Consider the following 13,436-nt stretch of genomic DNA (forward strand, 5'->3'; position numbering starts at 1 on the left):
GGTCCGTACGGGATGGCTTTCACGATTGAAGCGACGGTCCTGCCCCGACCGCGCATCCCACGCTAGCGCGATCGTTGCGGCCGCACCAGCCCCCGCGGCGTATTGCGGGAGCGACCGTCTACGACCTTCATGGAATCAGCGTGACGGCTGCGTGCAGCGCGACCCCGATCAGGCCGCCGACCAGGGTGCCGTTGAAGCGGATGTACTGCAGGTCGCGGCCGACGCTCAATTCCAGTTGTTCCACCAGATGGCGTTCGTCCCAGCCCTTCACGGTCTGCGCGATGTGGTCGGTGACGCCGCTGCGCAGGCGCTGGGTCAGCTTCTCCGCGCCGCCCAGCAGGTGCTGGTTGAGCGCGTCGCGCAACGCGCTGTCCTGGGACAGCGATTCGCCGAGCGCGGCCAGCGAGCGCTGCAAATGCTGCACCAGCACACCGTCGCTGCGCGACAGGTCCTCGCGCAGGCTGGCGTGGATCTGGTCCCACAGGCCTTGCACGTAGTCCTGCACGCCGGGATGCTCGATCAGCCGCTGCTTCATCGCCTGCAGCTTGTCGGCGGTGGCCGGGTCGCTGCGCAGGCGTTGCACGTAGCCGCCGAGCCAGCGTTCGTAGTCCTGGCGCAGCGGGTGCTGCGGTTGCGACAGCACGTCCTGCAGTTCGTCCAGCAGTGCATGTGCCAGGCGCTCGGCCAGGGTGTCGGCGATGCCTTCCACCGGCTTGACCCATTCCACCGTGCCGACCAGCTTGGGCCATTCGCGGCGCGCGTACTTGACGATCATCGCCGACACGCGCTGCTTCACCGTCGCATCGTCCAGATGCCGCCCGAGCCGGGTCAGCGCTTCGTCGAGCAGGGCCTGGTGGCGGCCATCGGCGGTGAGCAGGCCGAGGATCTCGCCGGCGGTCGCGGCCGCGTTCCATTCGCGCAGGCGCGCCACCACGAAGCCATGGATGCGGCGCCGCACCGCGGCCTCGTCGAGCAGGTCCAGTGCCTGCAGCGCCCAGCCGCGCGCCAGCTCGGCCAGCTTGCCGGCCTGCGCCGGTTCGGCCAGCCACTGGCCCAGCCGCTTGGCCGGATCGAACGCGCTGAGCTTGGTCAGCAGCGCCGCCGGTTCCAGGAAATGATCGCGCACGAACACCGCCAGGCTGTCGGCGATGCGCGCCTTGCCGTGCGGGATGATCGCGGTGTGCGGAATCGGCAGCCCCAGCGGATGGCGGAACAGCGCCACCACCGCGAACCAGTCGGCCAGCGCGCCGACCGTGGCCGCCTCGCAGAACGCGCCGATCCAGGCCCAGGCGCCGTGCATGCCCATGACGTGGCTGAGCAGGAAGCCGGCCAGCATCGCCAGCAGCAGCAGCGCGGCCAGCAGTTTCATGCGCCGCAGCTGTGCGCGGCGCGGATCGGGCGGCATGGTCGGTTCGGGAGACGCGCTCATGTGGGCGAGTTTACGCAGCGCGCGGTTAGGACGGTTTCATCGGAGCGGCCGCCACCGGCGTGAGTGCGATCGTCCAACGCCGGCATGCCCAGCGCGCCGCTCCGACACGGCGCCGTCGCGCGGCATGGGCGGGAGCTGGACGGCATGCTAGGGTCGCCTCCGGGCCACTTGCCGGACGCGCGCCATGCTCGCCGATCACACCCCTGCCGGTTTCATCGCCGTCGACGACATCGACCGCGCGCGCGCCTTCTACGAGGGCATCCTGGGCCTGCGCTGCCAGGGCTTCGACGGCTTCGCCCTGAAATTCGCGGCCGGTCCGATCAACCTGCGCATCGTCAAGCCGCCGGCGCGCGTCGCCGCCGACTACACCGTGTTCGGTTGGGAGAGCGCCGATATCGGTGCCGATGTGGCCGCCCTTGCGGCCAAGGGCGTTGCGTTCATCCGCTACCCGTTCTTCGCCGACAGCCAGGACGCGCAAGGCATCTGGACCGCGCCGAACGGCGACAGGGTGGCCTGGTTCCGCGACCCGGACGGCAACACCCTGTCGCTTGCCCAGCACGCCTGAGGCGTGTCGGCACCGCGGCCTGCGCAACGGGCCGGATCGCGCGAGCTGCAGCGCCCGGATCAGCCCTGCAGCCGCGCGCGCAGGGCCGCCACTTCCTCGCGCAGCGCCTGGTTCTCGGCATCCAGCTCGGCCACGCGCTGGCGCAGTGCGGCCAGTTCGGTGTCGCCGCGCATGGCGTCGCCATCGCGGTCCTGCTCGGTGGCCGGTGTCTCGCGCGGTTTGCGTTTGGATTCGCGGGCGCGCTTGGCCGCCTGCTTGAGTTCGTCCTTGCCGGCGATCGCCGCGGCGCGCTGTTCGTCCTCGGGCAGGCTGGCCACCGCCGCGGCGGCGTTGATCGAGATCGCGCCGGATTTCACCGCTTCCACCACTTCGGCGGTGGCCTGTTTCTGGATCTTCTCGATCTGCAGTACCTGGCTGTTGCTGAGCCGTGCGGCACGCGCCAGGTCGGCGCGGCTCAGCGGCGCCGGCATCGCCTCGACGCTGGCGCCGTCCGCGCCGGCCGGCGCATCGGCCCAGGGCGCGGCATCGTCGTGCGCATCGCTCGCTGCGGCAGCGGCGCCGTCGGCGGATTCGGCGGATTCGGCGGCCGGCGCGGCGGCGCGGCTGCGGCGCTCGGCCAGGATCTCGCGCTTGCGCAGCGCCAGCACGCCGCGCTGGAAATCGGACACGCTGCGCCGGCCCAGGTGCTGGTCGATCATCCACAGGTGCACGTCCTGCAGCGACTGGAAACGGGTGTTCTGCACGGTCTGGAACGGCAGCCCGTGCTTCTGGCAGATGCCGTAGCGGTTGTGCCCGTCGACCAGGATGTCGCCCCACAGCACCAGCGCATCGCGGCAGCCTTCGGCGAGCAGGCTGCGCTCCAGCGCCGCGTATTCGTCGGCGGTGAGCGGATCGATGTAGGCCTTGAGGTCTTCTTTGACGACGATGTTCATCGGGGCGCGGCACGGTGTTGCGAGGGGGCCGGCATTGTAGAGACTTGCGCGCGGTCGCGCCTGGCAGCAGGCGTCGTTGACGCTGCCCCGGAGCGGGCACAGAATCCGCACGGCCTGGCGATCGGGGGATCGCGGCCCGGCCGATGGAGGCGCGACGATGATCTTGTGGGGCTGGGGCGAGCGCAACGTCGCCTGTGGCGTGGAAGAACGCGAGTTCTGCAGGAACTGCGAACAGGAGCAGGCGTTTGCGATGCGCCTGCACTACTCGTATGGGCACTTCTACCATCTGTTCGGCTGGGTGCGCGAAAAGCAGTACCAGTTGGTGTGTCCGGTGTGCCGTCACGGCTGGCTGCTGAACCAGGCCAGCGCCGAGAGCAAGCTGCAGGCCGTGCCGATCCCGTTCCACCAGCGCTGGGGGTGGCTGGTGATGTTGGTGCTGGCGGTGCTGATCGCTGTGGCGGTACTGCTGCACGGTAGCAGCGCCTAGCGGTCGCGCCAGGCTGCCGTCGTCAGCGCCACGCCAGTTCTGCTGTAATGCTCGGCCCTGCCGCCGACACTTCGCCATGCCCGTTTCCGCAACTGGACGCCGCCGTCTGTGGTTGAGCGCCGCCATCGTGGCGACGATCGCCGCCGGGTTGGCGTCGCGGCAGTTCCCATGGTTGCTGCCGTCGTGGCTGGGCAAGTTTCCCGGCGATACGCTGTGGGCGCTGATGGTCTACCTCGGCCTGGCGTGGCTCGCACCCCGCGCGCGGCCGTTGCGATTGGCGGCGCTGGCACTGGCCATATGCTGGCTGGTGGAAGCTTCGCAGCTGTACCGTGCGCCCTGGCTCGACGCGCTGCGCGCCACCACGCTGGGGCACCTGGCCTTGGGGTCCACGTTCGTGTGGATGGACCTGCTTGCCTACGCGGTGGGCGTCACCGCCGGCGCATGGCTCGACCTGCGCTGCACGCGCCGGTGAACGCGGGCCAGGATCCGCGGAAAGCCATCACCGACGCTGTGGCCGCCGGCTTCACAATGCATGGATACGCATCCCTGCCGCAACGCGCCGCAAACCCCAGGAAACTCGCGCTGTTCCACGAGTGCCTGAACCCCCGAGCGGTGACCGCAAGGGGAGGGCCGACGCGCCGGCGCGAAGCGGCCGCAGCGCTCAGTCGACCACTACTTCGCTGATCTGCATCACAGGGGTCAGGTCGGTGTAGTTCTTGATGTCGCCGAGGATCTCGTCGGCATGCGGGCCGAAGCCGGCCTGGAACGCTTCCACCGAGTCGCTGAAGATGTGGCACATGCCGACATAGGTCGGGTCGGTGCCGGGGGCGCCGCCGGACAGGCCCTTGTCCACGGTGTAGCGCTTGCAGGCCGCGCCCATGCGCGCCTGCAGCAGCGGCATGTGCGTGTCGCGGTAGTAGGCGTGGTCGAAACGGGCGCCGGGCGTATACGGGTACATCACGCTGACCTTGATCATGGAACGACTCCTGTGGCTGCGGCGGAAAGGGGGCATGCTCCGTAAGTCGCGCCAGGCTACACCGTCGCACTGTACGCCCGTGCTGCGCTGCGGGATTCGCCGCCTCGGCCGTCACCGTTGTCGCGTCCTCGCGTCAGGACGCTCAGGCCCGAATGGATGCATCGGGATGCCGCTGCCGGGCCACATCGGCATTGATCGGCAAAGAAAGTTCGTCTCCATTCGTGTAGAGCGCGGCATCCAACCGGTCCATCTGCGCCTCATGGCCAGCAGCTTCAGCGATGGCATGCTGCTGCGATCACCTGGCCCTGCGATCTGCCTCGACGATCGCATGTGTGCCATGTCGTCTTGCGGCTGCGCGTCGTCGAAACGAAGACTCGCCCAAAATTTCGCGCAGGATCGAATCCGGCCAAGGCGCCGCGCTGGCCCGAATGGTCAGGTGGCTGCGTAGTCGAACGAACCGATATGTCTCACCGAGGCGCCAGCGGGATGGTGCGGCTGGTTTGGCGCAAACACGCAGATCGCCGCATCCGCCAGGAGGGTGCCATCCACTTCGTGCCGCCATTGATCCCAGTACGAAGCGTCGGACAGCAGTTCGTTCAATGCTTCCGGACTTCCCGACGCGGAAATGACCGCCTCGATGCAAGCGGGTTCGCAACGGCTCAGCCCGATCTCACGCATGAATGGCGACGCTACGCCGTCGCCATCCTCGGTGTAGGTCCGATCGATGTAGCCTCGCAATTCTTCCATGGTGGCGAATCTGCCACTGGATACGAATACGTGAACGATGGACATAGGGGCAGTTTGGCGGGCGAACGAATCCGACCGTAGCACGATGCGCAGCCATCTGGCAGGGGAATGCGCCCGGTGATTCCGTCATGGCGTTCGTCGATAATTCCGGCGCCTTTAACGCGAACAAAAAAGTTCTTCGGCATGGGGTGCGCTGTTACCGCATCGTCGGCATCGCGAACTCGGCGTCGCGCGCGGCCGCCGGCCAGCGCGCGGTGACGGTCTTGAGCCGGGTGTAGAAGCGCACGCCGTCGGGGCCATGCACGTGCAGCGGGCCGAACAGCGAGCGTTTCCAGCCGCCGAAGCTGTGGAACGCCATCGGCACCGGGATCGGCACGTTGATCCCGACCATGCCGGCCTGCACGCGGCGGGCGAAGGCGCGCGCCGCGCCGCCATCGCGGGTGAACACCGCCGCGCCGTTGCCGTATTCGTGCGCGTCGATCAGGTGCAGCGCGGCCTCGGCATCGGCCACGCGGACCACGCACAGCACCGGGCCGAAGATCTCTTCGCGGTAGATGCGCATGTCGGCACGCACGTGGTCGAACAGGCTGCCGCCGAGGAAGAAGCCAGCGGCCGCGGCCGGCGTGTGCGCGGCGCGGCCGTCGACCACCAACGTGGCGCCGTCGGCCACGCCGCTGTCGATGTAGCCGCGCACGCGTTCGCGATGCGCGGCGCTGATCAGCGGGCCCATGTCCGGTTCGTCGGCGCCGGCGCCCAGGCGCAGCGCGGCCACGCGCGGCGCCAGCCTGGCGACCAGCGCATCGGCCACCGTATCGCCCACGCACACCGCCACCGAGATCGCCATGCAGCGTTCGCCGGCCGAACCGTAGCCGGCGCCGAGCAGGGCGGATACCACGTCGTCCAGGTCGGCGTCGGGCAGTACCACCAGGTGGTTCTTGGCCCCGCCCAGCGCCTGCACGCGCTTGCCCAGCGCGCTGCCGCGCGCATACAGGTCGGCCGCGACCGGGGTGGAGCCGACGAAGCTCAGCGCCTGCACCTGCGGGTGCGCGAGCAGCGCGTCCACCGCCGGTTTGGCGCCGTGCACCACGTTGAAGACGCCGTCCGGCAGGCCGGCCTCGTGCAGCCAGTCGGCCAGCAGCAGCGAGGCGGACGGATCGCGCTCGGACGGCTTGAGCACGAAGCTGTTGCCGCAGGCCAGCGCCACCGGCAGCATCCACAGCGGCACCATCGCCGGGAAGTTGAACGGGGTGACGCCGGCGACCACGCCCAGTGGCGCGTACTCGCTCCACGAATCCACGCCGCGGCCGACATCGACCGAGTGCTCGCCCTTGAGCAGGTGCGGGATGCCGCAGGCGAATTCCACCACCTCCATGCCGCGGGTGACCTCGCCGCGCGCGTCGGACACCACCTTGCCGTGTTCGGCGCTGATGCAGCGGGCGAGGGCGTCGGCATGCCGTTCGAGCAGTTCGCGGAAACGGAACATCACCCGCGCGCGCTGCAGCGGCGGGGTCGCCGCCCAGGCCGGGAACGCCTGTGCGGCGGCGGTCACCGCCATGTCGACCGCATGCGCGCCGCCCAGCGGCACGCGCCGCGCCACCGCGCCGCTGGCCGGGTCGAACACCTCGGCGTAGTCGCCGCCGCGGAAATCGACGCGGCGGCCGCCGATGTAGTGGGACAGGGAGTCGGTCATGGTCGGTGTTCCTCGAAGGAAAAGCTCAGCCCAGCGCATCCAGCGGCCGCACGAAATCCTCGCCCAGCGCCTGCGCCACCGCGCGGTGGGTGAGCTTGCCGGCGTGCACGTTGAGGCCGTTGCGCAGGTCCTGGTCGTCGCGCAGCGCCTGCAGGCCGTGTTCGGCCAGCTGCAGCACGAACGGCAAGGTGGCGTTGGTCAGGGCGAAGGTGGAGGTGCGCGCCACGCCGCCGGGCATGTTGGCCACGCAGTAGTGGACGATGCCGTCGACCTCGTAGGTCGGTTGCTGGTGGGTGGTGGCGTGGCTGGTCTCGAAGCAGCCACCCTGGTCGATCGCCACGTCCACCAGTACCGAGCCCGGCCGCAGCAGCGCCAGCTGCGCGCGCGACACCAGCTTGGGCGCGGCGGCGCCGGGGATCAGCACCGCGCCGATCACCAGGTCGGTGTGCGGCAGGCATTGCTCGATCGCATCGCGGGTGGAATACAGGGTGGTCAGCTGGTGCCCGTACAGTTCGTCGAGATACTTGAGCCGTTCCAGCGAGCGGTCCAGCACCGTCACCCGCGCATGCAGGCCCATCGCCATGCGCGCGGCGTTGATGCCGACCACGCCGCCGCCGATCACCAGCACTTCGGCCGGCTTGACCCCGGGCACGCCGCCGAGCAGCACGCCGGAACCGCCTTGCGCCTTTTCCAGCGCATGCGCGCCGGCCTGGATCGCCATGCGCCCGGCCACCTCGCTCATCGGCGCCAGCAGCGGCAAGCCGCCGTGGCCGTCGGTGACGGTCTCGTAGGCGATCGCGGTGCAGCCGGAGCGCAGCAGCGCGCCGGCCTGGGCCGGGTCCGGCGCCAGGTGCAGATAGGTGAACAGCAATTGCCCCGGGCGCAGCATCGCGCATTCGTCCGGCTGCGGTTCCTTGACCTTGACAATCATGTCGGCCTGCGCGAACACGCTGGCCGCGTCGTCGGCCAGGCGCGCGCCGGCGCGTGCGTAGTCGGCGTCGGTCAGGCCGATGGCCTGGCCGCCGTCGCGCTGCACCAGCACCTGGTGCCCGTGCAGCACCAGTTCGCGGACCCCGGCCGGGGTCAGCCCGATCCGGTATTCGTGGTTCTTGATCTCTTTCGGGACGCCGACCAGCATGAGCGGTTCTCCAGGCATGCGGCGCGCGTGGGGAGCGCGGAGCGGGTTGGGGTGAGGGCGGGGATCAGGGCGTGCTGCGGATCATGTCGGCGAGCACCGCGAAGATGCGGTCGATGTGCTCGCGCTCCACGATCAGCGGCGGCGACAGCGCGATGGTGTCGCCGGTGACGCGGATCAGCAGGCCGGCGTCGTGGAAGCAGCGTTCGAAGATCTCGTAGGCGCGGGCGCCGGGCGCATCCTTGCGCGGCGCCAGTTCGATCGCGCCGATCAGGCCGAAATTGCGGATGTCGACGACGTGCGGCAGGCCCTTCAGCGCATGGATCGCCTGCTGCCAGTAGTCGCCCAGTTCGATCGCCTTGTCGAACAGCTTCTCTTCGGCATAGGTGTCCAGCGTGGCCAGCGCGGCGGCGCAGGCCAGCGGATGGCCGGAATAGGTGTAGCCGTGGAACAGGTCGATGGCGCCGGCCGGGCCGTGCGCGAACGCATCGTGGATGGCGTGCGAGACGAACACCGCGCCCATCGGCACGCAGCCGTTGGTCAGGCCCTTGGCGGTCGTCATCAGGTCCGGGGTGACGCCGAAGCGCTGCGCGGCGAAGGCCTTGCCGACGCGGCCGAAGCCGGTGATCACCTCGTCGAAGATCAGCACGATGCCGTGCTTGTCGCACAGCTCGCGGATGCGCTGCAGGTAGCCGAGCGGCGGCAGCACCACGCCGGCCGAGCCGGAGATCGGCTCGATGATCACCGCGGCGATGGTCGAGGCGTCGTGCAGCGCGACCAGCCGCTCCAGGTCCTCGGCCAGCTCCACGCCGTGCGCCGGCAGCCCTTGCGAGAACGCGTTGCGCTCGATGTCCAGGGTATGCCGCAGATGGTCCACGCCCGGCAGCAGCGGGCCGAACCATTTGCGGTTGTTGGGCAGCCCGCCGACCGAGATGCCGCCGAAGCCGACGCCGTGGTAGCCCTTCTCGCGGCCGAGGAAGCGGGTGCGCTGGCCCTCGCCGCGGGCGCGGTGGTAGGCCAGCGCGATCTTCATCGCGGTGTCCACCGACTCGGAGCCGGAGTTGGTATAGAACACGCGGTCCAGGCCGGGCGGAGCCAGCGCGACCAGGCGTTCGGCGAGCACGAACGGCAGCGGCGAGCCCATCTGGAAGGTCGGCGCGAAATCCAGCGTGGCGATCTGCCTGGACACCGCCTCGACGATGCGCGGCCGTGCGTGTCCGGCGTTGCAGCACCACAGCCCCGCGGTGCCGTCGAGGATCTGGCGCCCGTCCACGCTGCGGTAGTACATGCCCTCGGCCGAGGCCAGCAGCCGCGGCCGCGCCTTGAACTGGCGGTTGGCGGTGAACGGCATCCAGAACGCGTCCATGCCGTCCGGCGCCTGCGTGGCCTGAGTGGCGTAGCGATCGGCCAGCGCCTGGGAGGAGGGGGGCGACTCGGTGCTCATCACAGGCTCCACGCGAGAGAAGTGTTGAAAAAACTTTACACCAACCGGGCGTGTGGTGGCGGGCGGGCCTCCGCCGCGGCGCCGGCGCCTCTCCGCCGTGCCGCCGCCGGCTGCACAGCGCCGGAACGCACGAAACGGCGCCACGACAGGCCCGTGCAGGCGCGCATGCCGGCCGCCTCGCGCGGCGACCGGCAAATTGACCGCGAGGGCCGGCTGTGTAAAGTATCCGGCAACACCGCCAAGGCCTTCCTGATCACGCGATGGATATCGGCGCCCGCCTGCATCGGGTTCGCACCGCCCACGGACTGAGCCAGCGCGAGCTGGCCAAGCGGGTGGGCGTGACCAACAGCACCATCTCGCTGATCGAACAGAACAAGGTCAGCCCCTCGGTGAGTTCGCTGAAAAAGGTGCTGGACGGCATTCCGATCTCGCTGGCCGATTTCTTCACCCAGGACCTGCAGATCGGGCCGGCCGACGCGCCGTTCTATGCCGCCGACGAACTGCCCGATGTCGGCAGCGACGGCATCCACTACTACCTGGTCGGGCAACACCGCCCGCAGCGGCAGATGTGCATCCTGCGCGAGGTGATGCCGCCGGGCAGCGACACCGGCACCGCGATGCTGGTGCACGAGGGCGAGGAAGGCGGCGTGGTGGTGGCGGGCGAAGTGGAGATCACCGTCGGCACGCAGGTGCGCGTGCTGCGCGCCGGCGAGGGGTACTATTTCGAGAGCCGGGTGCCGCACCGGTTCCGCAACGTCGGCAGCGAGGCGGTGGTGATCGTCAGCGCCAACACCCCGGCCACGTTCTGAGCGCCGCCTGCGCCGCGGCGCGCGCGCCCGCCTCGCCGCGACCGTACGACCCGCCGATCCGTTCCTTCCTCCCGACCCGGAGCTTCCGATGACCGCACCCCGCACCCGCGACGCCTGGCAGGCGATGGCCGACGCGCTGCACCTGCGCACCCAGGCCTTCATCGACGGCCGCTATGTCGCTGCGGCCAGCGGCAAGACCTTCGACTGCATCAGCCCGATCGACGGCCGCGTGCTCGGCCAGGTCGCCGAGGGCGAGGCCGAGGACATCGAGCGCGCGGTCGCCGCGGCGCGGCGCAGCTTCGATGCCGGGCACTGGTCGCAGGTCAAGCCGGCGCAGCGCAAGAAAACCCTGATCAAGCTGGCGCAGCTGGTCGAGCAGCATGCCGACGAGCTGGCGCTGCTGGAGTCGCTGGACATGGGCAAGCCGGTGCGCGATGCGCGCAGCGTGGACGTGGCGGCCACGGTGCGCTGCCTGGCCTGGACCGGCGAGGCGCTGGACAAGCTCTACGGCGAGGTGGCGCCGACCGGGCAGGACGAACTGGGCCTGATCACCCGCGAACCGCTGGGCGTGGTCGGCGCGATCGTGCCGTGGAACTTCCCGTTGCTGATGGCCGCGTGGAAGATCGCCCCGGCGCTGGCGGCGGGCAATTCGGTGGTGCTCAAGCCCTCGGAGAAATCGCCGCTGAGCGCGCTGCGCCTGGCCGAACTGGTGGCCGAGGCCGGCATCCCCGACGGCGTGTTCAACGTGGTGCCCGGCTTCGGCAAGGGCGCCGGCGAGCCGCTGGCGCTGCACATGGACGTGGACGGCCTGGTGTTCACCGGGTCCACCGCGGTCGGCAAGCGCCTGCTGCAATGCGCCGGGCTGTCGAACATGAAACGCGCCTACATGGAATGCGGCGGCAAGAGCCCGAACCTGGTGTTCGCCGACGCGCCGGACCTGGAGCAGGCGGCGCAGGCCGCGGCCGGCGCGATCTTCTACAACCAGGGCGAGGTCTGCACCGCGGCCTCGCGTTTGCTGGTGGAGCGCTCGATCAAGGACGAGTTCGTGGCCCGCGTGGTCGCCGCCGGGCGCGCGCTGCAGCCGCGGCATCCGTTCGACGACGACGCGGCGATGGGCGCGCTGGTGGACGAGGCGCAGACCCACCGCGTGCTCGACTACATCGCGCGCGGCAACGAGGAAGGCGCGCGGCTGCTGCTCGGCGGCAAGCGCGTGGAGGTGGTCGCCGGCGGCTGCTACGTGGAGCCGACCATCTTCGACGAGGTCGGCCACGAGCACACCATCGCCCGCGAGGAGATCTTCGGCCCGGTGCTGTCGGTGATCGCCTTCGACGACGAGGCGCACGCGCTGCGCATGGCCAACGACAGCGACTACGGCCTGGCCGCGGGCGTGTGGACCCGCGACATCGGCCGCGCGCACCGGGTGGCGCGCAAGCTGCGTGCCGGCAGCGTGTGGGTGAACTACTGGGACGGCGGCGACATGACCGCGCCGTTCGGCGGCTACAAGCAATCGGGCAACGGCCGCGACAAGTCGCTGCATGCCTTCGACAAGTACACCGAGATGAAGGCGACCTGGATCAATCTGGCGGTTTGAGCCGGGATTGGGGATTCGGGAGTGGGGATTGGCAAGTGCGCAGCATTGCGCTTTTCTGTAGGAGCGGCTTCAGCTCCGACGCCTTGCCGGTAACGCGTCGGGCTGAAGCCCCTCCTGCAGGACGCGGCCGGTCACATCCCGACTCCCGACTCCCGAAATCCCGGCTCGGAAACCCGCTCCACGCGGCAGGCGAAACAGCCCTGGCGCGCATTGTGCAGATGCAGATAACGCACGTGCGGATCGGCGAAGGCTTGCACGATCGCGGCTGCGATCGTTTCGCCGGCATGCACGTCGGCGGCGATCATCATGTCGGCCGCATCGTAGCCGCGCAGCGAGATCAGCCGCCTGCGGATCGCGTCCGGCACCTGGCCCGGTGCCACCGTCGCGGTCTGCACGTGGCGGCGTACGTAGATCGGCCCGGCGGCACGGTACGGCGTGTCGGCCGGCTGGTGCAGGTAGTGCAGCAGCAACAGGTCCTCGCCGGGCTGCGCGTCTTCCAGGCTGATCCGGCATGGGAAGCCCGGGGTCTGGTCGGCGCGGACGCGGCGCGCGCCGTGCGCGTGCAACTGCGCATCGTCGAGGTCGAACAGCGGTGCGAACGGTGCGGCGGGCAGGCCGACGCAGACGAAGCTGGACATATGCGCTCCAAGAGAAGATCGGGCGCATAGCGTGCGCGCCGCCGCGGCGCCGCGCCGGCCGGATTCGGACACGGCAGCGGCCGCCGCACGCGAGCGCCTCGATCGGGCACGATGCCGGTCGCAGCTGCGCCATCGCTGCGTCCCGAGCCGGTAGCGAAAGAGCGCGGACAGGGGCACGCGTGGCGGTCGCGTGCGGACTCAGTCCGGCACGTACTCGGCAAAGGTGAGCGGATGTTTGGGATCGGCGGCGTGCACCTTGTCCGCGGATTTCTTCAGCGCGTCGGCGTCCGGCGACGGATCCGAATTCAGCTGCCAGCTCTGCTGGATGCGCTTGTGGAACAGCCAGGTCTTGCGCTCGGGCACGTAGCGGAAGGTGATGAAGTCGGTCCAGTGCTGCCCGCAGGAGACGCCGTTCTGCACGGTGAAGTAGCGGCCCTTGGCCGCGAACGGATCGTCGCTGTCGGTGAACGGATCGCACTGGCCGCCATCGTCGCGCTTGAGCACCACGTGGTCGTTGCGCGCGGCCAGCCGGTAGTGGCCGTCGGCCTGCTGCACGAAGATCAGCAGCGGCCGTGCCGGCGCCGGTTCGCGCTCGGCTTCGCCGCGTTGCTGCAGTGCCACCAGGTAGTCGGTGCGGCCGTCTCCGTCCAGGTCGGTGCGCAGCTGTTCCAGCGGCAGGTAGCCGGCCGGCAACTGGCGCAGCAGGTCGGCGGGCAGGTCGGCGGCGCGGGCGCCGTGCGTGGCGAGAAGCAGGAGGCCGACAGCTGCGGCGACGCGGAGCGACATCGGCATTGGCATGGGAGCGTTTCGGATGTTGAGGGGCGCAAAGCCTAACCGACGCGGCACGCGAACGGCCGGATGGCGCCGCCAGCGCGCCGCTGCGCGATGTCGTTTCCTGCGCGGATCTGCCGCAGCGTCCTGGTGCCGAGCAGGCGTGGCCGGCAAGAGCGTCGGGACTGAAGTCCCTCCCCCAAGAAGCGCCGAACGGCCCGG

At 70.0% G+C, this 13,436-nt stretch carries 14 protein-coding genes; 5 read left to right on the forward strand and 9 right to left on the reverse strand.

The genetic code is table 11. The annotated features are described in order from the left end of the window. Positions 1–127 precede the first annotated feature (127 nt). Complete coding sequence (locus tag JR064_RS20585; RefSeq protein WP_179567902.1) at positions 128–1,369, reverse strand: DUF445 domain-containing protein; 1,242 nt, start codon at positions 1,367–1,369, stop codon at positions 128–130. Positions 1,370–1,613: 244 nt separating this feature from the next. Here JR064_RS20585 and JR064_RS20590 point away from each other — a divergent pair, with 244 nt between their 5' ends. Continuing rightward, complete coding sequence (locus JR064_RS20590; protein ID WP_179565742.1) at positions 1,614–1,994, forward strand: VOC family protein; 381 nt, start codon at positions 1,614–1,616, stop codon at positions 1,992–1,994. Between the two features lie 59 nt (positions 1,995–2,053). On the opposite strand, the gene JR064_RS20595 is transcribed toward JR064_RS20590, so the two are convergent. Then, complete coding sequence (locus JR064_RS20595; RefSeq protein ID WP_206230971.1) at positions 2,054–2,926, reverse strand: plasmid replication/partition related protein; 873 nt, start codon at positions 2,924–2,926, stop codon at positions 2,054–2,056. A 157-nt stretch (positions 2,927–3,083) separates the two neighbouring features. On the opposite strand from JR064_RS20595, the gene JR064_RS20600 reads away from it, so the two are divergent. Continuing rightward, entirely contained in the window at positions 3,084–3,413 is a 330-nt protein-coding gene (locus JR064_RS20600; protein WP_206230972.1) for a hypothetical protein, read from the forward strand. A gap of 112 nt (positions 3,414–3,525) precedes the next feature. Then, complete coding sequence (locus JR064_RS20605; RefSeq protein WP_206230973.1) at positions 3,526–3,885, forward strand: ribosomal maturation YjgA family protein; 360 nt, start codon at positions 3,526–3,528, stop codon at positions 3,883–3,885. 189 nt (positions 3,886–4,074) lie between these two features. On the opposite strand, the gene JR064_RS20610 is transcribed toward JR064_RS20605, so the two are convergent. The 5 genes from JR064_RS20610 to aptA form a co-directional block, all read right to left on the reverse strand. Next, entirely contained in the window at positions 4,075–4,389 is a 315-nt protein-coding gene (locus JR064_RS20610; RefSeq protein WP_185815981.1) for an EthD family reductase, read from the reverse strand. Positions 4,390–4,821: 432 nt separating this feature from the next. Continuing rightward, a complete protein-coding gene (locus tag JR064_RS20615) occupies positions 4,822–5,181 on the reverse strand; it encodes an immunity 22 family protein (protein WP_206230974.1) in 360 nt (119 codons plus the stop codon). 151 nt (positions 5,182–5,332) lie between these two features. After that, positions 5,333–6,826, reverse strand: a complete 1,494-nt coding sequence (locus JR064_RS20620) for a CoA-acylating methylmalonate-semialdehyde dehydrogenase (protein ID WP_241093198.1) — start codon at positions 6,824–6,826, stop codon at positions 5,333–5,335. A gap of 25 nt (positions 6,827–6,851) precedes the next feature. Further along, the gene (gene ald / locus JR064_RS20625) at positions 6,852–7,964 is read right to left on the reverse strand and encodes an alanine dehydrogenase (RefSeq protein WP_191825560.1); all 1,113 of its coding nucleotides are present in this window, start codon (positions 7,962–7,964) and stop codon (positions 6,852–6,854) included. 64 nt (positions 7,965–8,028) lie between these two features. Next, positions 8,029–9,417: an omega-aminotransferase AptA gene (gene aptA, locus JR064_RS20630; RefSeq protein ID WP_425510320.1), complete on the reverse strand. Its 1,389-nt coding sequence runs from the start codon at positions 9,415–9,417 to the stop codon at positions 8,029–8,031. A 248-nt stretch (positions 9,418–9,665) separates the two neighbouring features. Here aptA and JR064_RS20635 point away from each other — a divergent pair, with 248 nt between their 5' ends. Beyond that, positions 9,666–10,214: a cupin domain-containing protein gene (locus tag JR064_RS20635; RefSeq protein ID WP_185815986.1), complete on the forward strand. Its 549-nt coding sequence runs from the start codon at positions 9,666–9,668 to the stop codon at positions 10,212–10,214. Between the two features lie 88 nt (positions 10,215–10,302). Then, on the forward strand, positions 10,303–11,805 hold the full coding sequence (locus JR064_RS20640) for an aldehyde dehydrogenase (protein WP_206230975.1): 1,503 nt from the start codon (positions 10,303–10,305) through the stop codon (positions 11,803–11,805). Between the two features lie 131 nt (positions 11,806–11,936). On the opposite strand, the gene JR064_RS20645 is transcribed toward JR064_RS20640, so the two are convergent. Further along, positions 11,937–12,443, reverse strand: a complete 507-nt coding sequence (locus JR064_RS20645) for a DUF1203 domain-containing protein (RefSeq protein WP_206230976.1) — start codon at positions 12,441–12,443, stop codon at positions 11,937–11,939. A 198-nt stretch (positions 12,444–12,641) separates the two neighbouring features. Continuing rightward, complete coding sequence (locus JR064_RS20650) at positions 12,642–13,235, reverse strand: hypothetical protein (protein WP_241093199.1); 594 nt, start codon at positions 13,233–13,235, stop codon at positions 12,642–12,644. Between the last annotated feature and the right edge of the window lie 201 nt (positions 13,236–13,436).

Source organism: Xanthomonas bonasiae (assembly GCF_017163705.1).
In the GTDB taxonomy this organism is placed as follows: Bacteria; Pseudomonadota; Gammaproteobacteria; order Xanthomonadales; family Xanthomonadaceae; genus Xanthomonas_A; species Xanthomonas_A bonasiae.